Source organism: Nocardia sp. NPDC059764 (genome assembly GCF_042732555.1).
Taxonomy (GTDB): domain Bacteria; phylum Actinomycetota; class Actinomycetes; order Mycobacteriales; family Mycobacteriaceae; genus Nocardia.
In genome coordinates this window covers 21,665-43,425 of record NZ_JBHWHH010000050.1, presented here as the reverse complement: position 1 = coordinate 43,425, position 21,761 = coordinate 21,665, and the positions used below count along the sequence as shown (strand labels likewise).

The following is a 21,761-nucleotide window of genomic DNA, read 5'->3' as shown; positions in this document are numbered from 1 at the left end:
GGCCGCGAATTCCGCGACCCGGGTCTCGGGGTTTCAGTGCGTCAGTGGTCAGACCACCTCGGGATTACTTGCGCAGCGAGGCCGGAACCTCGAAGCGGCTGCCGAACTTGGCGGCCAGCTCGTCGGCGCGGGCCACGAAGGCTTCCTGTCCACCCGGGTAGCCGACGATGAACTGGTGGGTACCACCGGTCCAGGCCGGGAAACCGATGCCGAAGATCGAGCCGATGTTGGCGTCGGCGGTCGAGGTCAGCACGTTCTCGTCGAAGCACTTCTGGGTCTCGATGGCCTCCGCGAACAGCATGCGGTCCTCGAGATCCTGCAGGGTGACGCCCTCGGGGAGGGCGGTCGAGGTGCCGAAGGTGGAGCGCAGCTCCGACCACAGACCGGTGGCCTTGCCATCGGTGTAGTCGTAGAAGCCCGCGCCGCCGGCCTTACCCTTGCGGTCGAACTCGTCCACCATCTTGTTCAGGATCTTGGCGGTCGCGCCCGAGGCGGCGTCGATCTCGCCACCGGCGGCCACGACGGCCTCGGCGGTCTCCTTGTAGATCTTCTGCATGGTCGTGAAATTCAGCTCGTCCGACAGCTTCAGCGGCGCCGCCGGGTAGCCCGCCTGCAGACCGGCCTGCTCGATGGTCTGCGGGTCGACGCCCTCACCGAGCATCATGATGGCCTCGTTGATGAACTTGCCGATCACGCGCGAGGTGTAGAAGCCGCGCGAGTCGTTCACCACGATCGGGGTCTTGCGGATCGCGAGGGTGTAGTCGTACACCCGGGCCAGCGCCTCGTCGGAGGTCTTCTCACCCTTGATGATCTCGACCAGCGGCATCTTGTCGACCGGCGAGAAGAAGTGGATGCCGATGAAGTCCTCGGCCCGCTTCACGCCGTTGGCCAGCAGGGTGATCGGCAGGGTCGAGGTGTTGGAGCCGAGCAGCGCGTCGGCGTCCACGATGTCCTCGATCTCGCCGAAGACCTTCGCCTTGAGCTCCGGGTTCTCGAACACGGCCTCGATCACGAAGTCCACGCCCGCGAAGTCGGCCGGGTCGGCGGTCGGCTTGATGCGGTCCAGGAGGGTCTTCGACTTCTCCTCGGTGGTCTTGCCGCGCGAGAGCGCCTTCTCCTCGAGCTTGACCGAGTAGTCCTTGCCCTTGTTGGCGGCCTCGATGGTGACGTCCTTGAGGACGACGTCGATGCCGGCCTTGGCGGTGACGTACGCGATGCCCGCGCCCATCATGCCCGCGCCGATGACGCCGACCTTCTTGATCTCACGCTTCGGCACGTCCTTGGGACGCGAACCGCCGTTGTTGATGTGCGACAGGTCGAAGAAGAACGCCTGGATCATGTTCTTGGCGACCGGTCCGGTCAGCAGGGACACGAAGTAGCGGGACTCGATCAGCGACGCGTTGTCGAAATCGACCTGCGCGCCCTCGACCGCGGCGGCCATGATGGCCTGCGGGGCCGGCATGTTCTGGCCCTTGAGCTGCTTGCGCAGGTTGGCCGGGAAGGCCGGGAGGTTGGCGGCCAGCGCGGGGCTGGACGGGGTGCCGCCCGGGATCTTGTAGCCCTTGACGTCCCAGGGCTGCACGCCCTTGTCCGGGTTGGCCTTGATCCACGCCTTGGCGGCCGGGACCAGCTCCTCGATGGAACCGACGACCTCGTTGATCAGACCGGTGGCCTTGGCCTTGGCCGGGGTGAACTTGTTGCCCTGCAGCAGGACGCCCATCAGGCCGTTGGCGATGCCCAGCATGCGGGTGATGCGGGTGACGCCGCCACCGGCCGGGAGCAGACCGAGGGAGACCTCGGGCAGGCCCAGCTGCACGCCCTTCACGTCCGCGGCGATGCGGTAGTGGGTGGCGAGGGTGATCTCCAGGCCGCCGCCGAGGGCAGCGCCGTTGATCGCGGAGACGACCGGCTTGCCCAGCTTCTCCAGACGACGCAGATCCGCCTTGATGGTGGTGAGCTCTTCCATGATGTCGGCCGCGTCCGCGGGGGTGGTCTTCATCATGTTCTTGAGGTCGCCACCGGCGAAGAAGGTCTTCTTCGCGGAGGTGATGACGACACCGGTGATGTCGTCCTTCTCGGCCTCCAGGCGATCGACGGTCGCCTTCATGGAGTCCTTGTAGAGCTGGTTCATGGTGTTGGCGCCCTGGTTCGGGTCGTCCATGGTCAGCACGACGATGCCGTCGGCGTCCTTTTCCCAGCCGATCATGTTCTCGGTCATAGTGTTTCGTATCTCCTGAAGAAGTCTCGGGTGGGCGTCAGACGCGCTCGATGATGGTGGCGACACCCATGCCGCCGCCGATGCACAGGGTCAGCAGGGCGTAGCGGCCGTTGCGGCGCTCCAGCTCGTCGACCATGGTGCCCAGGATCATGGCGCCGGTGGCGCCCAGCGGGTGGCCCATGGCGATGGCGCCACCGTTGACGTTGAGCTTCTCGTCCGGGATCTGGAGGTCCTTCTGGAACTTCAGGACGACCGAGGCGAAGGCCTCGTTGATCTCGTAGAGGTCGATGTCCTCCGGCTTCAGGCCGGCCTGGGCCAGCGCCTTGTGCGCGGCCGGGGTCGGACCGGTCAGCATGATGGTGGCGTCGGCGCCGGAGGTGGCGGCGGCGACGATGCGGGCGCGCGGGGTCAGGCCCGAGGCCTTGCCGGCCTCCTCGTTGCCGATCAGCACCAGGGCGGCGCCGTCGACGATGCCGGAGGAGTTGCCACCGGTGTGGATGTGGTTGATCTTCTCGACGTAGGTGTAGCGCTGCATGGCGACGGCGTCGAAGCCGCCCATCTCGCCGATGCCCTCGAAGGCCGGCTTCAGCTTGCCGAGGTCGGCGGCGGTGGTGCCGCGGCGCATGTGCTCATCGTTGTCGAGGACGGTCAGGCCGTTCATGTCCTTGACCGGGACAACCGAGCGGGCGAAGTAGCCGTTGTCCCAGGACTTGGCCGACAGCTCCTGCGAGCGGACGGCGTAGGCGTCCACGTCGTCGCGGGTGAAGCCCTCGATGGTGGCGATCAGGTCGGCCGAGATGCCCTGCGGCACAATGTAAGCGTCGTAGCTGGTCTTCGGGTCCATGAACATGGCGCCGCCGTCGGTGCCCATGGGCACGCGGGACATGGACTCGACGCCACCGGCGATCACCAGGTCGTCGAAACCGGCGCGGATGCGCGCACCCGCGAGGTTGACGGCCTCGAGGCCCGAGGAGCAGAAGCGGTTGAGCTGGACACCGCCGACGGTGTCGGGCAGGCCCGCGGTCAGCACGGTGGTGCGGGCGATGTCCGCGCCCTGGTCACCGACCGGCGAGACGACACCCAGGATGATGTCCGAGATGCGAGCCTCGTCCAGGTTCGGGAAGCGCTTCCGCAGCTCCTGGACCAGACCGGTGGTCAGGTCGATCGGCTTGACCGAGTGCAGCGCACCGCCGCGGTTCTTGCCGCGCGGGGTGCGGATGGCCTCGTAAATGTAGGCCTCTGTGGTCATATCGGAGTTTTCCTCTCTTGGGTGCGCCGTCACCGCGTTGTGCGGGCCGTGCCGTAGCCATACCTCGCCGACCGGCCCCACGACCGATCGCCTTTGACGCTGTACAAACAACGTCCCGAGCCGGTTTGTTGACGCTCCGGTAACCCGTACGCCTGGGCATACCTTAGAACCTCGCGAAACCGATACTCACGGCCACCCGATCATAGTACCGAACTATGCGAACTCCGGTTAACTTAAGTTGGCACCCGAGGGAACTGTCAACCCTCCAGAGGTGTGGCGCCCAACTCCTGCACCAACAACGCTAGGGCCACCTCATCCGGGTCGCGGCGCTCTTCCGGAGGCACCGGCTTGGCCGACTCCTCCAGCATCTCGCGCTCCTCCTCCGGCGTAGTAGCAGGTGGGACGCCGTCATAACCTACCGGCGAGTAGTCCCCCGGCCCCGGATCGTCCGGAAGGTCCGGCCCATCGGGCAGCGGAATATCGTCCTCCGGCGGCGCGAAACGAGCGCTCTCCCGCTCGAACGAATCCCCGCCCGCCGGCCCCGGAGCCGCGGGCGCGGGAGCCGCCGGAGCGGACGCGGGGGCGCTCCCCCACCCGGTCGCCGGAGCCGGTTCGGCGACCGGCTCCGCGGCCGCCTTGGCCTGACTCGGCCGCGAGAACTTCTGCGCCGCCTTCTTCGGCTCCGCGGGCGCGCTGGCGGGCGCTCGTCCCGCCGGGGCCTTGGTGGCCGCGCCGCCCGACCCGGCTCCCCCGACTTCCCACTTCACCCCGTGCTCACGCCCCAGCACCGCCTTGACCGCCGACTGCACGGCCTCCAGGTACTGCGGCTGCGACAACCGCTGCGCCAGCGGCGCGTGCTGATGCGCCAGCACGATCGTCTCGCCCTCGACCCGGGCCACGCTCGCACCGGACAGCAGCGCGTGCACCGCGGCCCCGAACTCCCGCACCTTGGCCCGGATATCCGCCCAGGCCTCCTCGACCTGCTGCAGTACGTCGTCACCGACGGGCCCGGCAGCCGCCGGAGCCGCTTCGGGGGCGGGCGCCGGCGCGGCCACGACGACAGGTTCCGGTGCGGGAACGGGCTCCGGCTCGACGACCGGCGCGGGATCCGGCACCGGCGCAGCCGCTGCCACCGGTTCGGCCTCCGCGGCGGGCTCAGGAGCCGCCTGCGCGGCAGGCCCGGCGGCCGGCGCCACGGATTCGACCGCCGCCGGATCAGGCTGCGACTCAGGGGGCGTCGCCTTCGCGGCGGCCTGAACAGGCTGCGTCACAGGGCTTTCCGCTACCGGAGCCGCCGGAGCCTGCGGTACCGCATTGACCGGAGCGAGCTCGGGCGGACGCACCGCGGTAGCGCCGGACGGGACGGGCACCGCCTGATTCGGCGCGACCTCGGCCACCGGAGCAGGTGTGGGCGGAGTGGGGACGGAAGGCTCTGGGGCGCCGGACTTCTCGGCACGCATGGCGGCCAGGGCGGCGGCCCCGCGGCGGCCGGCAGGAGCGGCTGGCGGAGCCGCGGCCGGGGCCGACGCGGCAGACGCGGCTGCGGGCGCGGCGGCCTGGGGCTGCTGCGATGCGGCGGGGATTGCGCCGCTTGCCATTCGGCGCTCGAGGAGTTCGAGGCGCTGGAGGGTGGCGGTCTCGGCGTCGGAGGCCCCGGGCAGGAGCATGCGGGCCGCGATGACCTCCAGCAGGAGGCGGGGGTTGGTGGCGCCGCGCATATCGCCGAGGCCCTCGTGCAGGAGTTCGGCGTGGCGGGCCAGGGTGGCCGCGCCGAGGCGGTCGGCCTGGGCGCGCATGCGGTCGATGACGTCGCCGGGGCCGGTGACCAGGTTGCGGTCGGTGGCGTCGGGGACGGCGCGCAGCAGGATCAGGTCGCGCAGGCGCTCGAGCAGGTCGGTGGCGAAGCGGCGGGGGTCGTGGCCCGCCTCCACCACGCGGTCGATGGTGCCGAAGAGGGCCGCGCCGTCCGAATCGGCGAGGGCGTCGACGGCGTCGTCGATGAGGGCGACGTCGGTGACGCCGAGCAGGGACACCGCGCGGGGGTAGGTGACGCCTTCCGTGCCCGCGCCCGCCAGCAGCTGGTCCAGCACGCTGAGACTGTCACGCGGGGAGCCGCCGCCCGCGCGAATGACCAAGGGGTACACCGACTCCTCGACCTGCACGCCTTCCTGGTCGCAGATCTTGCCGAGCAGTCCGCGCATGGTGGCGGGCGGGAGCAGCCGGAACGGGTAGTGGTGGGTGCGCGAGCGGATGGTGGGCAGCACCTTGTCCGGCTCGGTGGTGGCGAAGACGAAGATCAGGTGGGCGGGCGGCTCCTCCACGATCTTGAGCAGCGCGTTGAAGCCGGCCGTGGTGACCATGTGCGCCTCGTCCACGATGAAGACGCGGTACCGGGATTCGGCGGGTGCGTAGAAGGCGCGGTCGCGCAGTTCGCGGGTGTCGTCCACACCGCCGTGGCTGGCGGCGTCGAGCTCGATGACGTCGAGATTGCCCGCGCCGCCCGGACCCAGCGCCACGCACGACGAGCACACGCCGCACGGGGTGGAGGTCGGTCCCTGCTCGCAGTTCAGCGAGCGGGCGAGGATGCGCGCCGAGGAGGTCTTGCCACACCCGCGCGGTCCCGAGAACAGATACGCATGACTGATCCGTCCGGTGTCGAGCGCCGTACTCAGCGGATCGGTGACGTGCTCCTGACCCACCACTTCAGCGAACGTTGCCGGTCGGTACTTCCGGTACAGAGCCACGGGGAGAGGTTACCGGTGCGCCCCGACAGGTGGTGACATGCGGCCGAACCACCAAGCGCCCCATGATGTGATGCACATCACATTCCATCCCGAACTCCGGTCAAAACCGACCGACCCGAACTGATGCCCCGTCAAATCGGATAGCAAATTCTCCGCGTTGTTTTGAAACGGTAATTGTCGAACACACATTTCTTGCAACGACACCAGATACAGACCTGCGTTCTGTTTCAACTCCACAGAGCGGACATAACGATCCTGTGAATCGGTGAGGCAAGATCGCAATCCCTTGGCTACCGTGGACATCGGCAACTTCGGTAGCCAAACCTTCATCAGGTTGGTTGCCCCGGCCGGTCCCTCATCCCGACCGGGGCACAACCAAATCCTCCGGAGGACATGCCCCGTGCCTTCGCACGACGACATCGCCACCGCCTGGCTCTCCAGCACCGAATTCGCGGACGACAGCGCCGCCGTCGGACTGCTCAGCCGGGCCATCAGCCCGCACGATTTCGACATCAAGCGTGATTCGCTACCGGTGTCGGCGGCTGCCGATCCGGCCACCGCGGGCGCGATCCTGGAACTGCTGCAGCGCCGCCAGGTGCCGACCCTGGCGGCCATCCGCACCCACATGGTGCAGAACGACATGCGGGCCGAGGCCGAGCGCATCGAGCGGCTGGGCCGCCGGGCGCAGCGCAGCATCGACGATTTCGGGCGGGTCCTGGCCAAGTTGACCGACGAATACTGGACCGCGCACGGCACCGGTCCGACCCGGCGCGACATCCTGCTCACCGAACCGGTGATCGCGCTGATCCGCGACCGGGTCGGTGACATCCCGCCGACCGCCATCAAGCACCTGTGGCTCATCGAGCGCGCGCAGCGGTCGGGCTGGATCGCCTACAGCGCCGAGCCCCGATCCCTGTGTGCCGGAAGGCGCTTCTTCGGCGCCCGCTACGGCAACCGGGTCTCGCTGCGGCCGGTGAACATGATCGGCACCCTGGTGGCGGCCTACCTGCGCGACCAGGTGGCCGAGAACGGGCGCCCGCCACGCTGGTCGGTCATGGCCTATGAGCTGCGCGACGACCGGGGCCGGCGGGTGTTCAACGACACAGCCGACGCCCGCGCCCAGCAGCGGTGGCTCGTCACCGCGGAATGGATGGCGCTGGACGACGGAAATCCGGTGCCCGGCCCGCGCGGATTGCGCGCTCTGGCCAAAAAAGCGAGGGAACAGCGCAGCTGATGCTGTTACGGGGAGGTATCGGACTCCTCATTTTCGTAACAGCGCCTTAACGTGAGTTTTCGGTAACTTCCACGCAACGCGATCACGCGCAGAAGGAGTTACCGCATGACACCCCACATCGACGCGGCGTCGACCGCCTGGCTGCTGGCGGCCACGGCGCTCGTGCTGTTGATGACACCCGGCCTCGCGATCTTCTACGGCGGCATGGTGCGGTCCAGCGGCGTGCTCAACATGCTGATGATGAGCTTCATCTCGATCCCGCTGGTGACGGTGGCCTGGCTGCTCGGCGGGTACAGCCTGGCCTTCGGCGATGACGCGGGCGGCGGAATCATCGGCGACCTGAAGCATTTCGGGCTCGCCGGCATCAACCCGGACACCGTGCATGTGGTGGACAAGACCACCGGCGCGGGTGTTCCCGAACTGTTGTTCGTCACCTTCCAGCTGACCTTCGCGATTCTGACCGTGGCCCTGATCAGCGGCGCGATCGCCGACCGGACCAAGTTCTCGGCGTGGATGATCTTCGTGCCGGCGTGGGCGCTGATCGTGTACGCGCCGATCGCGCACTGGGTGTGGACCTCGGACGGCTGGCTGAGCAAGGTGGGCGCGCTGGATTACGCGGGCGGCATGGTGGTCGAGATCGCCTCGGGCGCTTCGGCTCTGGCGATGGTGCTGGTACTGGGCCCGCGGCAGGGCTTCAAGGTGGACGCGATGCGCCCGCACAATCTGCCGTTCGTGGTGCTGGGCGCGGGCCTGCTGTGGTTCGGCTGGTTCGGCTTCAACGCGGGTTCGGCGCTGACCGCCGACGGCACCGCCGCGGCGGTGTTCCTGAACACGCTGGTGGCGGGCTGTCTCGGCATGCTGGGCTGGCTGGTGGTCGAGGCGCGCCGCGACGGCAAGCCGACCACGTTCGGTGCGGCGTCGGGTGCGGTGGCCGGTCTGGTGGCCATCACCCCGTCCTGCGGTGAGGTGAACACCATCGGCGCGATGGTCGTGGGCCTGGTCGCGGGCGTGGTGTGTTCGTTCGCGGTGGGCTGGAAGTTCAAGGGCAACTACGACGATTCGCTCGACGTGGTGGGCGTGCACTTCATGGGCGGCGTCGTCGGCACGCTGCTGATCGGCTTCCTGGCCTCGGCCGTCATGACCAAGGGCCCGGCGGGCCTGTTCTACGGCGGCGGGCTGGGTCAGCTCGGCAAGCAGGCCGTGGGCGTGGTGACGGTGGCGGCCTTCGCCTTCGGGGTGACGTTCGCGCTGGGCAAGGTGCTGGACAAGGTGATCGGCTTCCGGGTCACCAAGGAGGACGAGCTGGGCGGCGTCGACTTCGCGCTGCACGCGGAGACCGCGTACGCCGAGGGCGTGCACGGACATTCGCCGAACCGGATCGGCAAGCCGCTGGGGCACTGAGCCCGAAGCTGTTTCGAGCCCCGTCGCCTACCGCGGCGGGGCTCGAGTGTTTCGGCGGTCAGTTCACCTTGCTCACGGCGGCGGTGAAGGTGTTGCACTGCATGGCGCGGTCCTTGTCGTAACCGATCTCGAACCAGCCGCCCATGCTCTGCGCGGTGCCGTGATCGCGCATGTCGCCGGGTGCGTCGCCGCGGTGGTAGGCGTCGTTGCGGGCCACCCCGATCTGGGCGCTGGTCAGCGAGCCGCCATTGCCGGAGGACGACAGGTACATGCCGTCGAAGCACTGGGCCTGGAGTTCGGTGCGGCGCGACAGTTCCAGCCCGGTGTCGCTGCGCGATCCGGCGTCGCGGCGCTGCTGGTGCACCTTGCCGAGAATGCCCGACTGCGCCTGGACGTGGTGGCCGTACTCGTGGGCGAACACCGAGAGGTAGACGACCCAGTTGTTGCCGAAGATGTCGGTCTGCAGCTGGCTGATCGGCATGTAGATGGTCATGTCCGCCGAGCAGTAGAAGGCCGCGAAGTTACTGCTGTTGCCGGTGCACAGGGTGGTGATGCCCGCGGTGTCCGCGGACACGTTCAGCTTGGGCGCGGGGAACGGCAGATTGATCTTGTCGAACAACGGTTTCCACGCCGTGTGCAGGCAGTCGGCCGCGGTCTCGAAGAACTTGCGCGCCACCTCGACCTGGGTGCCCCACGGCGAGTACGCGCATTTGGCGGGCAGCAGCGTGTAATCGGGGTTGGTCAGCAGCGGGTTGTCGCCGGTGGCGGCGACACCGTGGTTCTCCCCGGCGTCGTTCGAATAGCCGGTCTTGACGTTCGAGCCGGAGCCCAAGGGGTTCAGGCCGGTGGTGGCGGCGGTGCGCAGCAGCACACCGGACACCAGCAGCACCAGGATCACGACGAGCGTTCCCACCCGGCCGCGTCTCGGCGGCGCGGGCCGGTCCACCGGAATCGCGCCGGTCGGCGGCGCGGCGGTGGGCGGCGGCATGGGCGCGCGATACGCGGGCCGGCCCTGACCGGTGGACGGATATCCGGGTTGTCCGTATCCGGGTGGTGGCGGAAAGCCCTGCTGCGGTGGGTAACCCGGCCGGGCGGGGCCCTTGCCCGGTTGGACCGGATAGCCCGGGCGGGGTGCGCCGGGTTGCTGCGGGTGACCGGAATACGGCGGCGGCTGATGGCCCGGCTGCGGCGAATATCCGGGTGGCCGTTGATATCCGGGCGGCGGCGGATACCCGGGCTGGGGCTGGTATCCGGGCGGCGGCGCGCCTCCGGGCTGACCTGCCGGACGGCGCGGGACCGCCGGGAATCCGGGTTGCTGGACGGGCTGCTGCGGATTGCCGTGCGGCTGTGGGTTTCCAGGAGGCGGCGTGGGCCGGCGACCCGGGGGCGTCGGTCCGTGCTCGGACGGTGGGCGAGTCAACCCCCGCACCCCCTCGTTCCTCAGAGATAGCCTGCCGGCTCCATAGACCTGCGACTTGCCGCTGAGGAAGGATAGCAAGCTGGCTAGAGTGCCAGTCATGCAGATTTTTCGGGGGGCCGCCCTCGTCGCGCTGCTGCTCGCGATGGCGGGTGTGGCGGCGCCGGCCGCGTGGGCGCAGCCGGCCGGTGTGGACATCACCGCGGAGGTGAATCTGGGCGACGACGGTCTGCTGCGGGTCACCGAAACCGTGAAAGTCCCCGAGGGCGGGGAGTTTCGGCAGGTGCTGCCGCTGCGCGTGCAGGTGAGCCCGAGTGTGCTGCGTACGTTCGAGGTGACCGAGGTGTCCGCCGAGGGGGACGGCGAGGCGCATGTCGCGGACGATCTGTTCACCATCTCCGCGCGACCGGGCGCGGCCACCTTCAAGTACACGGTGCACAACACCGTCAGTGACGCTACGGGCGCGCAGGTGTTCCAGTGGACCGGCGTGCTGAACACCGATGTGGCGTCGATCAATGCGACGGTGTCGAGCCCGAGCTTCCGGATGGGCGTCACCAAGTGCACGGTCGGCCCGCCCGGAAATCCGCAGAACTGCGGCGATATCCGGGTCGAGCCGGACGGATTCGCGCATCTGGAGAAGACCGACCTACGCAAGGGCGACATTCTCGATGTGACCTTGCAGTTGCCGCCGAATACGGTGCGGGCCAATGCCGATGTGCGCGACGACAACGCGCCCAACGCGTTCTCGCCGACCGGTCCGGTGTGGGCCGCCTTCGGCGCGCTGCTCGCGGCGGTGGCCGCGGCGGCCGGATACGTGCTGTGGTCGCGGCGTTCGGCGCCGGTCGCCGCCGAGACCCTGGATCCGCTGGTGCGCACCGGCGATCGCGTGCAGTTCACCTCGCCGGACGGTGTGCTGCCGAGCACGGCCGGCCTGCTGCTCGACGGCCACGCCGATGTGCCGGACATGGCGTCGACCGTGGTGGATCTGGCCGTCCGCAACTATCTGTGGGTGACGGTCGCCGGTGACGCGGATTGGCGCTTCTCCCGGGTGAATCCGCCCGACGCGCAGCTGACCGCCTATGAGCGCGCCGTGTATTCGGCGCTGATTCCCGACGGCGCGGACGCGGTGCTGCTGTCCGAGCGTCGCGGGCAGGTGAACGCGAAGGCGGTGCGCGCCGCGCTGATCGACGACGCGGTGACGGCCGGGGTGTTCATCGACCGCACCCGCCGCGGTTTCGAGTTCTGGCTCGGGATCGCGCTGATCGTGGGCGGTCTCGCCGCGACCGCGGCGCTGGCCCTCGGTCCGCAGCGGCACGCCCTGATCGGAATCGCGCTCGCGCTGGGCGGCGTGGCCGCACTGCTGCTCCCCCGCTATCTGCCGTCCCGCACCGCGATGGGCCGGGAGTTGACCGGCCGGGTGCAGGCCATGCAGCGCGGGCTGGACGCGCTTGCGCCGCAGCGCATTCCGGCGGCGGATCAGGAGCTGGCGTTCTCGCGGGCGCTGCCGTTCCTGGTGGCCGCGCGCCGGGGCGATCAGTGGGTGCGCACGTTCCGGGACCTGGATCCGACGGCGGACGGGAGTCCGGGGCTGTACTGGTTCGGCGGGTTCGAGGGCGATCGCAGTCTGCAGCGTTTCGGCGCGCACTTCCCGTACTTCATCACCGCGGTCGAGGGGTTGTTCCGGCCCGGCAATCAGCGGTGACACGCCCCCGGCGACCGATATACCAACCGATGTAGCAGGGTTGTCCATTCGCTATTGTCACGGCGTGAGCAATCGATTGGCAAAATTGGTGGGCACACCGATCATCATCGAAGTCCGATGATCGATCGCCATATCGCACTAACAGCCCAGGAACTTAGTTATCCAACAGCTATTCGACCGACCGATGCGGGTTTCGGCCGCGCCTTCCGGGTGCGGACCACAGCGCTGCAGGCCGAATTCCTGGCCGCGCAACCGCAGGCGGTGCTCGCCGACGTGGCCTGGAGTTCCCGGGCCATCGCCGGCTATCTGAGCCTGGACGATCCGCGCGGCGAGTCGGTCCGGTTGCGCCAGGCCGTCGCGGACACCGCCGCTGCCTACACGGCGCGGCTGCGCTCGGCCGCGCGGCCCGCCGGGCGGGAGCCCGTCACGGTGACGATCGCGCGGACGCCGTGGTCGGTGCCCGCGTGCGGCGGGGTGGTGCCGCCCCCGCCGGTGGCGGATCTGCTGAACGGCCTGTGGGCCGCCGTGATCGACCGCGATCGCGAGCTGCTGGCCTACCTGCTGGGCGCGCCGGGCAGCACCGGCCACCCGCTGGCGGTGACCACGCGTACCGGGCAGCCCGGGGAGCAGTGCCTCTATCTATGGGCCGATGCCTGGCAGCGGGCCTGGACCGGCGATCCGACGGCGGAGACCATCATCGTGGACGGGATCGAAGCCGCGGTGGACGCGCAGCAGTCCGGCGGTGACGACTACGCGCTCACCATCGCCTATTCGGCGTTGTGCCTGCTGGACGCGGTGCTGCGCGGCGACCCGGCCGAATTCGAGACCGCTCTGATCGAGGGTCTCGAATTCCACCGCCGCTTCTGGGACACCCCGCAGCGCGGCCTGGATCCGGAGGGATTCATCGCGTGGCCGCTGCTGGCGGTGGTGTGCCTGGCGGTCGATCGCGGGTTGAGCCCCGGGGTCTCCACCGGGTACCTGCCGACCGGGTTGATGTACCGCACTACGTAACCGGTTCGCCCGCAACCACTCTCACCGTTCGGCGTGCACCGCCAGGGCCCGCCGGGCGTAGGCGCGCACGTCCGCGTCGCTGTCGGCGTGGGCGGTTTCGAGCGCGACGCGGGCCGCTTCGGACTCCGGCCAGACGCTGAGCGTCAGCACCGCGGCCTTGCGGATGTCCGGGTGGATGTCGGTGAGCGCCGCGCTCAAGGCCGTCACGGCGTGCTCCGGGCCGACCCCGGCCAGCCCGCGCGCCGCGCCCTCCCGGATCTGCCAGGCCGAATCACCCAGCGCGGCGGTCAGGATCGCGGTATCGGCATCCCCGCCGAGCCGGGCGAGCGCGGTGAACGCGGCCGCGCGCACCAGCGGATCGCGGTCCAGGGTGAGCGCGCGCACCGTGTCGACACCGCCCTGACCGATGGTGGCCAGGCCGCGGGCGGCGGCGATGCGGACCTCACGGTTGTCGTCGTGCGCGGCCGCGGTCAGCGCGGGCCAGTCGTCCAGCGACACCAGCGCGTGCACGGCCTGGATGCGGACGCGGTGGTCGGCGTCGACCGAGGCCTTGCCGAACAGTTCGGCCGTCCCGGCGCGCAGCGAACGCAGCAGATCCACGACGGCCGCGCGCACGAACGGGTCGGGGGAATCGGCGTGCTCCGCGAGCCCCGTTGCGGTGGGCAGGATTTCGGCGAGTTCGCGCAGGCCCGCCACCGCGGCGGCGCGCACCTCGGCGTCCTCGTCACCGAGTGCCGCGACCAGTTCGCCGGCGAATCCGTCGGGCGTGTTCTCGGTGAGTACCGCGAGGGCGTTCGCCCGCACCCGCGGATCCGGATCGGACAGGAAGGGGCGCAGTTCCGCGACGCCGGGCGCGTCCAGGCTCAGCAGCAGCGCGATCCGGGGCGCGACAACGTCTTTCGCCGTCCGCCCCGCCGGGCCGTGTGAGCGCACCTGGGCCCCGAGGTTGGGCGGGGTGCCGATCAGCGCGGGCTGCTCGACCGGGATGACCGCCGTGTCGGCGCCGGGCAGGTCGTCCAGTCCCGGCACGGGCACGAAATACGGTGCGACGGGCCGCTTCAGGAACTCCATGTCCCCGTCGGCGGTCTTGCGCAGGTTCAGGTGGTACCGCCATTCGACGTCGTCGCGGGCGGGCAGGTCGGCGCGCTCGTGATAGAGCCCCCACCGGGATTCGGTGCGGGTGAGCGAGGAGCGGGCGGCCATCTCCGCGCAGTCGCGGATGAAGCTGACCTCGGCGCAGCGCATGAGTTCGTGCGGGGTGCGCGCGCCCATGGCGGTGAGATCGCCGCGCATGCGGTCGAAGGTCTCGATGGCGAGGGAGAGTTTGGCGGCTGTCTTGGGCGGGGCCACATAGTCGTTCACGAAGCGGCGCAGCTTGTATTCGACCTGCTGCTGCGGCGGCCCGTCGGGTCGGCGCAGCGGCCGGTAGACGAGTTCGTGGGCGGCGGCCAACTGGTCGGCGGGCAGTGCGCCGGGTTCGGGCAGCTCGCCGAGGGTGGAGGCGGCATGCGCTCCGGCGAGGTCGCCGTAGACGAACGCGCCGATCATGTAGTTGTGCGGCACGCAGGCCAGGTCACCGGCGGCGTAGAGGCCGGGCACGGTGGTGCGGGCGTGCTCGTCGACCCAGACGCCGGACGCGGAATGCCCACTGCACAAACCGATCTCGGAGATGTGCATCTCGATGTCGTGGGTGCGGTAGTCGTGGCCGCGATTGGCGTGGAAGGTGCCGCGGGTGGGGCGTTCGGTGGTGTGCAGGATGTCCTCGAGCGCCTCGAGGGTTTCATCGGGCAGGTGCGAGACCTTCAGATAGATGGGCCCGCGCGCGGATTCGATCTCCCGTTTGACCTCGGCCATCATCTGGCCGGACCAGTAGTCGGAGTCGACGAACCGCTCGCCGAGCGCGTTGACCTGGTATCCGCCGAACGGATTGGCGACGTACGCGCAGGCCGGGCCGTTGTAATCCTTGATCAGCGGGTTGATCTGGAAGCATTCGATCCCGGACAGCTCGGCCCCGGCGTGATAGGCCATGGCGTACCCGTCGCCCGCGTTGGTGGGGTTCTCGTAGGTGCCGTACAGGTATCCGGAGGCGGGCAGCCCGAGCCGCCCGCACGGCCCGGTGGCCAGGATGACGGCCTTGGCCCCGACCGCCACGAATTCCCCGGTGCGCGTGTTCAGGGCGGCCGCGCCGACCGCCCGCCCGTTCTCGGTGAGCACCCGCACCGGCATCAGCCGGTTCTCGATGCGGATGCGCTCGCGCATCGTGCGCTGCCGCAGCACCCGGTACAGCGCCTTCTTGACGTCCTTGCCCTCCGGCATGGGCAGCACGTAGGACCCCGACCGGTGGACCCGCCGCACGGCGTATTCGCCGTAGGCGTCCTTCTCGAATTTCACGCCGTAGCGCTCCAGCCGCTGCACCATGGCGAAGCCGCGGGTGGCGGTCTGATAGATGGTGCGCTGGTTGACGATGCCGTCGTTGGCGCGGGTGATCTCGGCGACGTAGTCCTCGGGTTCGGCCTTGCCGGGGATGACGGCGTTGTTGACGCCGTCCATGCCCATGGCGAGTGCACCGGAGTGGCGGACGTGCGCCTTCTCCAGCAGCAGCACGTTCGCGCCGGCTTCGGCGGCGGTGAGGGCGGCCATGGTGCCGGCGGTGCCGCCGCCGATGACCAGCACGTCGCAGTCGAGGCGGAGGGTGTCGTCGAGATCGGGGATTTCCATTACTTTGTTGCCTCCATGAGCTCGCCCGAATGGTTCAGGTCGGCAATGATTTCGGACCGTAGGGCGGTGCGGTCGACGCCGGTCTCGCGCGGCCGGGGGACCTCCAGCAGGGCGCGCAGGGGTTCGCCGGCGCGGCCGAGGACGGCGATGCGGTCGCCGAGCAGCAGGGCCTCGTCCACGTCGTGGGTGACGAAGACGACGGTGGTGGGGTGGCTGTCCCAGGTGTCGACGAGCAGGCGCTGCATGGTCTCGCGGGTCTGGGTGTCGAGGGCGCCGAAGGGTTCGTCCATCATGACCGCGCGTGGCGCGCCCGCCAGGCCGCGGGCCAGCTGCACGCGCTGGCGCATGCCGCCGGACAGCGATTTGGGCAGGAAGTCGGCGAAGCCGGTGAGCCCGATCTCGGCGATCCAGCGGTCGGCCAGTTCCCGGCGTCCGGCGCGCGGCGCGCCCCGCAACCGCAGTGCCAGTTCGATATTGGCGCGCACGGTCTTCCAGGGCAGCAGCGCGTTGTCCTGGAAGACGACGGCGCGGTCGCGGTCGGTGCCGGTGACCTCGGCGCCGTCGGCGAGCACCCGGCCCGCGTCGGGGCGCAGCAGTCCGGCGAGGGCGCGCAGCACCGTGGACTTCCCGCAGCCCGAGGGGCCGGTGAGGACGAGGATCTCGCCGGGCCGCACGGTGATCGACAGGTCGTCGATGATCGGGGCTCCGGTGTAGGAGAGCCGCACTCGGTCCAGGGTCAATCCAATGCCGGCCGTGCTCATTTCGCCTCCTCGTCCCCGCGCGGCAGCCAGTGGGTGACGCGCCGCCCGAGCAGTTCCACCGCGGCGGAGGTGGTGTAGCCGAGCACGCCGATGGTGATGATGCCGACGAATACGCCCGGGTAGTCGACGATGGTGTACGCCTGCCAGGTGCGGTAGCCGACACCCAATCGCCCCGAGATCATCTCGGCCGACACCACGCAGATCCAGGCCACGCCGATGCCGACGGAGAGCCCGCCGAACACGCCGGGCAGGCTGCCCGGCAGCACCACCCGCCACAGCACGTCCCAGCGATTGCCGCCCTGGGTGCGGACGGATTCCTCCCAGATGGTGGGCAGCGCCCGCACCGCGTGCCGGGTGGCGACCAGGATCGGGAACAAGGCGGCCAGGAAGGTGATGAACACGATTCCGGCCTCGTCGTCGGGGAACAGCAGGATGGCGACCGGCACGATGGCGATGGCCGGAATGGGCCGCGCCAGTTCGGTGAGCGGTCCCACCGTGTCGGCGAACCAACGGGAACGGCCCAGTGCCACACCGGCGCTCACGCCGATCACGGCGGCCAGGCCGAAGCCGCTGAGAATCCGGATCAGCGACTGCCCGAGGTCCAGGTAGTAGGCGTCGGTGCCGAGCTGATGCCGGAAGGCCCGCACGATCCGGGTGACGGTCGGCAGCGTGTCGAACCGGACCCAGAGGCGAATGTGGTTGGCGGTCAGGAACTCCCAGGCTCCGATGGCGGCCAGCACGGACAGCGCCCGCACGATCCGCGACCGCCACACCGTCCGCCCGGCCCGCGGGCGCGTCACCCGCGGTGCGGCCCGGGCGAGGACCGGGGCCGCCGGCGCGGCGACCGCCGGGGCGCTCATACCCGGACCTCGTTCACGGCCTGGTCGAAGCCGACGATCGCGCCCGCGGCGTGCTTTGCGAGGTACCGCTGCGCGGCGGCCGAGGTGGTAAAGGGCAGATAGTTGTCGCCGTCGCGCACCCAGATCGCCTTGTCCGCGAACCAGCGGGTGCCGAGCTCGGCGTCCGGCACATAGGCGGCACGCACCGTCTTGCCCTGTGCCCGAGCCTGTTTCACGGCCCGAAGCAGAGCGGTCGGGTCGGCGAGGGACTGCGTCGTGTCCTGCCCGGTGAGCCAGAGCTCACCGCCGGACCCGGGCAGCGGGTTGGCGTTGTTCGCCAGCTCGGCGTCGTAGTTCAGCCCGCGTTCCTGGTACGCCTGCTTCAGCGCGGCCGGGTCGACGAACTTGTCGATGTCCAGTTCGGCGAAGTCGCCGATCGACTTCAGATACGGCACATCGCCTTTGAAGGCGGCCAGCAGCGACGGCTTCAGCGTGGTGTCGAAGGAGGTTCCGCCCGGCCCGTTGTAGAGGTACACGACCTCCGGGGCCAGCCCCGCGTTGTCCGCGACGGTCTGCGCCGCCTCCAAGGGGTGCTGGTGGATGAAGTCGGTGGCGTCGAGCTGGGCTTGCAGGAAGGCATCGAGCACCTCCGGGTGCTGCTTGGCGTAGTCGCGGCGGGCGACCACGCCGTGGAAGGTCGGGACGTTCAGTTCCGCACCGTCGTAGAGCAGCTTGGCTTTGTTCTGGAAAACCAGCAGGCCGGGCCAGGCCACGAACTGCGACAGCGCCGCCACCTGACCGGATTCCAGTGCGGAGGAACCGATCTGGGGCTGCTGGTTGAGCACCTCCACCCCGGACTTGGGGTCGATGCCCGCCCGGGTGAGCGCCTGGACCAGGGTGCCGTGCCCGGCCGAGCCGACGCTCGCCGAGATCTTCTGCCCGGCCAGGTCATTGATGGACTGCGCCTTGGAGTCGGGTGCGACGACCACCATGTTCAGCGCGCCCTTCGGGTTGTAGCCGGTGATGGACACCAGCTCGGTGCGGGACCGCTCATTGGCCTGGGTGCGGGAGCCGTTGATGAGCAGCGGGTAGTCGCCCATGGAGCCGATGTCGATCTTCTCGGCCACCATCTGCGCGGTGATCGGCGCGCCGGTGTCGTAGTCCTGCCACTCCACCTGGTACTTCGCGCCGCCCTTGACGCTCAGCGCGTTCAGGCGTTGCTCCAGAAAGCCCTTGGCCTTCAACAGGGTTCCGGCGGTGACGGTATTGATGGTCTTGGACTGGTAGCCGATGACGACCTTGACGGTGTCGCCGTTGCCGGCGTTCTCGAGCGAGCAGCCGGACACGGTCAGGGCGAGGGCGGAGGCGAGGGCCGCGGCGATGACGCGGGCGGGGCGGTACTTCATGGGTTTCCTCAGCGGGTCGGTCTCAACGCAGCAGGTAGGGCATGTTGACGATGACGGCGCCGGTGGGACAGCGGGCCGCGCAGGGGCCGCAGTACCAGCACTCGTCGACGTGCATGTACGCCTTGCCGTTGTCGGGGTTGATCGCCAGCGAGTCCAGCGGGCAGATCTCCACGCAGAGCGTGCAACCCTGGATGCACAGCGATTCGTCGATGGTCACCGGGACATCCGCCCGGTTCTCGGCCAAAGCCATCTAGGTCAACCTCCAGTCGGTGCCCGGGTCGGCATCGGGTGAGCGCTCCGGCGGCCGGATGAGGCTGCCGCGCATGGTGATCCGGTCGCCGCGCATGCGGATGTACTCGAGGTCGACCGGGCGGCCGTCCTCCAGCGAGGTGAGGCGCTCGAGCAGCAGCAGCGCGCCGCCCTCGGGCATCTGCAGGGTCATGGCCGAGTGCGCGTCCGCGGTGATGGCCTCCAGGGCCAGTTCCGCCGAGCCGAGTGGGCCGCCGCTGATCTGCTCGATGAGCGCGAACACGTCATTCGTCTCGAGGTCGCGGGTGACGACCTCGTCGCCGATGTCGGGGACCAGGTAGGTGAGGTCCAGGCTGAGCGGCAGATCGCCGAACCAGCGCAGCCGCTCGATGTAGACGGCCTGCTCGCCGGGTTCGAGTCGCAGCTTGCGGGCGACCGCGGGCGGCGGGGTGACCCGGCGGGCGGCCCGCACCTCGTTGCGGACCTCGCCGTGGCCGCGCAGCGTCTCCTTCAAACCGAGCAGGGCATCGAGGCCGTGGTCGTATTTGCGCCGGGCGACGTGCGTTCCGATCTTCGGGGCGCGCTCGATCAGGCCTTCGTCCTTGAGCAGCGTGAGCGCGTCGCGAACAGTGTTGCGGGACACGCCGAATTCCGCGGACAGCGCCGCCTCGGCGGGCAGTGCGTTGTCGAAGGCGCTCGCGTGGATCTGCTGACGCAGCACATCCGCCACTTGGCGGGCGCGATCCGCCCGGCGTTCGGGGGCGCGCAGCGGTACCGGTTCCATCGACACCTCGACTCCTTTCTACGCCGTTGACCTGCGGTTTCAGAACTGTAGCGGCGAAAATGAGGCCGTCCGGACCGCTCACCGCGCCCCGGCGCCGGCGCTGCGGTTCTGCGCCGCCCGCCCGAACGCGCGGCCTGCCGGAATGCGGTCGAATCGGGGTATTGCGCCACCCGTGCCGGGAGTGCGCGCCTTGGAATCACACTGAGCGGAATGCGTGTGCGCGACAGCGGACTCGAGTGGGGTGGGGGTGCGGGCAACTTCTCGAGATATGGGACGAGAATGTGTCGTGCGCCACTCGCCCGAACTGCCTCGGGCCACACCCGCCTGGCGTGAAATATCAACAGGCGCAAAAGATTCGGCAAGACTGGAGGTTGCCCGGAGGGTTTCGCGCCGACGCGCCGCGACAGGCCCGGGACTGCCGGGAGGATCGCGCTTACCTTCCGTTCCCCGTGATCGGAATGATACTTTGATCCTATGTCTGCCAGCCGCCCCTCTTCCGCGCCGCGGGTCACCTACGTGACCGTCGCGCTGGGCGTTCGGCTGCCGCGGCAACGGGAACTGTGTTGTCCCTGCCGTCGCGCAGTCGAGTTCTGACCGGATCGTCCAGGCATCTCCGCCCGGTCGTAATCCGGGTTCCTCGCTGCACCGCTGAAACCTTCATGTAGGCATTCGTCCACCCGTCGACCGGGTGGACCGCAGCAAGGATTCGACACAGTGTCCAGCCCCACGCTCGACCGCACCCATACCGCCGTCTCCACCGCGACCGCGCGGCCCGCCCCGGCGCGCCCGGCCGTGCCCCCGGAGTTGCGGATCACCGACAACCCGGCGGCCGCCGTACTGCGCGCCGCCACCCGCGGCCCGATCTTCCGCGATGTCGCCGCGCAGACCACCGGTCTGAGCATCGCCACCGTGAATCGCCAAGTGTCCGCGCTGCTTACGGCCGGACTGCTGCGTGAGCGCGCCGATCTGACCGCGTCCGGCGCGGTGGGCCGCCCCCGGGTGCCGTTCGAGGTCGACACCGACTCGTACGTGACGCTGGGCGTGCACATCGGCTTCACCGTGACCCGCATCGTGGCCGCGGACCTGTCCGGCCGCATCCTCGGCGGGCTCGAAATCGCCACGCCCCAAACGGGTCAGGACGCGGCGCTGACCATCGTGGCCCGCAGCGCCAAGGCCTTCCTGGACCGGCTGCCGCGGCGGCGGCCGCTGTGGACCGGCGTCGCGCTGGCCGGTCGGGTGGATCCGGCGGCCGGGGTCGTGGACCATCCCCGCCTGGGCTGGCAGGCCGCGCCGGTGGCGGCGGTCTTCAGCAGCGTGCTGGACCTGCCGGTCTCGGTGTCCGCGCACGTCGAGGCGATGGCCGCGGCGGAGCTGCTGCTCACCCCGCGCGACCCGGCCGAGGAGAACCGGCCCGGCAGCAGCCTGTTCGTGTACGCCCGCGAAACCGCCGGTGTCGCAGTCACTCTGCACGATCGCGTGCACACCCCCACCAACGGCCCGGGTTCGATCGCGCATCTCCCGACCGGCTCGGACGTCGATTGCACCTGCGGCCGGCGCGGCTGCTTGGAGGCCACCATCGGTGAGCGCGCGCTGTTGGAGCGCGCCGTGCGCAAGGGCATTCTGCCCAAGCCGGAGGCCCCGCACCGCCCGGCCGTCACCGATCTGTACCGGGCCGCCGACGCGGGCGATGCCGATGCTCGCGACCTGCTCATCGAGCGGGCCGAAATCCTCGGCCGCACAGCGGCTCTGGTGCGCGACATGTTCAACCCGGACCGGGTGGTGCTGGGCGGCCAGGCGTTCACCGGCTGGCGGCCGGGCATGGAGCGGGTCGCCAAGGCCTTCGCCGAGTCGACCACGCTGCCCGCGGCGGATCTGCGGATCAGCCGATTCGGCGGCCGGGTGCAGGAATTCGCGGCGGCGGTCACCTCGGTGAGCGCGTTCTATGCCGACCCGCTCTCGGCCATGCGCCGGGCGACGCGGACCCGCTAGCCCACCGAACTCGAAGTCCCCGCCGGGGTGATTCCGGCG

Annotated in this window: 15 protein-coding genes; 5 read left to right on the top strand and 10 right to left on the bottom strand. The window is 69.8% G+C overall.

Features of this window, described 5'->3' with window-relative positions:
* Positions 1 to 64: 64 nt before the first annotated feature.
* The 3 genes from ACFV4K_RS14130 to ACFV4K_RS14120 all read right to left on the bottom strand — a co-directional run bounded on the left by ACFV4K_RS14130 (position 65) and on the right by ACFV4K_RS14120 (position 6,211).
* On the bottom strand, positions 65 to 2,218 hold the full coding sequence (locus ACFV4K_RS14130) for a 3-hydroxyacyl-CoA dehydrogenase NAD-binding domain-containing protein (protein WP_379274931.1): 2,154 nt from the start codon (positions 2,216 to 2,218) through the stop codon (positions 65 to 67).
* A 37-nt stretch (positions 2,219 to 2,255) separates the two neighbouring features.
* A complete protein-coding gene (locus tag ACFV4K_RS14125) occupies positions 2,256 to 3,467 on the bottom strand; it encodes an acetyl-CoA C-acetyltransferase (RefSeq protein ID WP_379274929.1) in 1,212 nt (403 codons plus the stop codon).
* A gap of 257 nt (positions 3,468 to 3,724) precedes the next feature.
* Complete coding sequence (locus ACFV4K_RS14120) at positions 3,725 to 6,211, bottom strand: DNA polymerase III subunit gamma and tau (RefSeq protein WP_379274927.1); 2,487 nt, start codon at positions 6,209 to 6,211, stop codon at positions 3,725 to 3,727.
* Between the two features lie 400 nt (positions 6,212 to 6,611).
* Between ACFV4K_RS14120 and ACFV4K_RS14115 the strand changes: the two genes are divergently transcribed.
* Both ACFV4K_RS14115 and ACFV4K_RS14110 read left to right on the top strand, forming a co-directional pair.
* Positions 6,612 to 7,445: a hypothetical protein gene (locus ACFV4K_RS14115; RefSeq protein WP_379274925.1), complete on the top strand. Its 834-nt coding sequence runs from the start codon at positions 6,612 to 6,614 to the stop codon at positions 7,443 to 7,445.
* 105 nt (positions 7,446 to 7,550) lie between these two features.
* Entirely contained in the window at positions 7,551 to 8,846 is a 1,296-nt protein-coding gene (locus ACFV4K_RS14110) for an ammonium transporter (RefSeq protein ID WP_379274923.1), read from the top strand.
* A 58-nt stretch (positions 8,847 to 8,904) separates the two neighbouring features.
* Here ACFV4K_RS14110 and ACFV4K_RS14105 read toward each other — a convergent pair whose 3' ends face one another.
* Positions 8,905 to 9,834: a neutral zinc metallopeptidase gene (locus ACFV4K_RS14105; protein ID WP_379274921.1), complete on the bottom strand. Its 930-nt coding sequence runs from the start codon at positions 9,832 to 9,834 to the stop codon at positions 8,905 to 8,907.
* A gap of 529 nt (positions 9,835 to 10,363) precedes the next feature.
* Here ACFV4K_RS14105 and ACFV4K_RS14100 point away from each other — a divergent pair.
* Positions 10,364 to 11,965: a DUF2207 family protein gene (locus ACFV4K_RS14100; RefSeq protein ID WP_379274919.1), complete on the top strand. Its 1,602-nt coding sequence runs from the start codon at positions 10,364 to 10,366 to the stop codon at positions 11,963 to 11,965.
* A 210-nt stretch (positions 11,966 to 12,175) separates the two neighbouring features.
* The gene (locus ACFV4K_RS14095) at positions 12,176 to 12,976 is read left to right on the top strand and encodes an immunity 49 family protein (protein ID WP_379274917.1); all 801 of its coding nucleotides are present in this window, start codon (positions 12,176 to 12,178) and stop codon (positions 12,974 to 12,976) included.
* A 21-nt stretch (positions 12,977 to 12,997) separates the two neighbouring features.
* Here the strand turns inward: ACFV4K_RS14095 and ACFV4K_RS14090 are convergent, their stop codons facing one another.
* Genes ACFV4K_RS14090 through ACFV4K_RS14065 form a run of 6 tightly spaced genes read right to left on the bottom strand, consistent with a single transcriptional unit; the run spans position 12,998 to position 19,733 of the window.
* The gene (locus ACFV4K_RS14090) at positions 12,998 to 15,694 is read right to left on the bottom strand and encodes a fumarate reductase/succinate dehydrogenase flavoprotein subunit (RefSeq protein WP_379274915.1); all 2,697 of its coding nucleotides are present in this window, start codon (positions 15,692 to 15,694) and stop codon (positions 12,998 to 13,000) included.
* A complete protein-coding gene (locus tag ACFV4K_RS14085) occupies positions 15,694 to 16,455 on the bottom strand; it encodes an ABC transporter ATP-binding protein (protein WP_379274913.1) in 762 nt (253 codons plus the stop codon). The genes ACFV4K_RS14090 and ACFV4K_RS14085 overlap by 1 nt, the downstream gene beginning before the upstream one ends.
* The gene (locus ACFV4K_RS14080) at positions 16,452 to 17,315 is read right to left on the bottom strand and encodes an ABC transporter permease (RefSeq protein ID WP_379274911.1); all 864 of its coding nucleotides are present in this window, start codon (positions 17,313 to 17,315) and stop codon (positions 16,452 to 16,454) included. Before ACFV4K_RS14080 ends, ACFV4K_RS14085 begins: the two co-directional genes overlap by 4 nt.
* Complete coding sequence (locus tag ACFV4K_RS14075) at positions 17,312 to 18,700, bottom strand: ABC transporter substrate-binding protein (RefSeq protein WP_379274909.1); 1,389 nt, start codon at positions 18,698 to 18,700, stop codon at positions 17,312 to 17,314. Before ACFV4K_RS14075 ends, ACFV4K_RS14080 begins: the two co-directional genes overlap by 4 nt.
* Positions 18,701 to 18,722: 22 nt before the next feature.
* Entirely contained in the window at positions 18,723 to 18,950 is a 228-nt protein-coding gene (locus ACFV4K_RS14070) for a ferredoxin family protein (protein ID WP_379274908.1), read from the bottom strand.
* Positions 18,951 to 19,733 (bottom strand): GntR family transcriptional regulator, encoded by a 783-nt coding sequence (locus ACFV4K_RS14065; RefSeq protein ID WP_379274906.1) that lies wholly within the window; start codon positions 19,731 to 19,733, stop codon positions 18,951 to 18,953.
* Positions 19,734 to 20,447: 714 nt separating this feature from the next.
* Between ACFV4K_RS14065 and ACFV4K_RS14060 the strand changes: the two genes are divergently transcribed.
* Positions 20,448 to 21,722: an ROK family protein gene (locus ACFV4K_RS14060; protein WP_379274904.1), complete on the top strand. Its 1,275-nt coding sequence runs from the start codon at positions 20,448 to 20,450 to the stop codon at positions 21,720 to 21,722.
* Positions 21,723 to 21,761 lie beyond the last annotated feature (39 nt).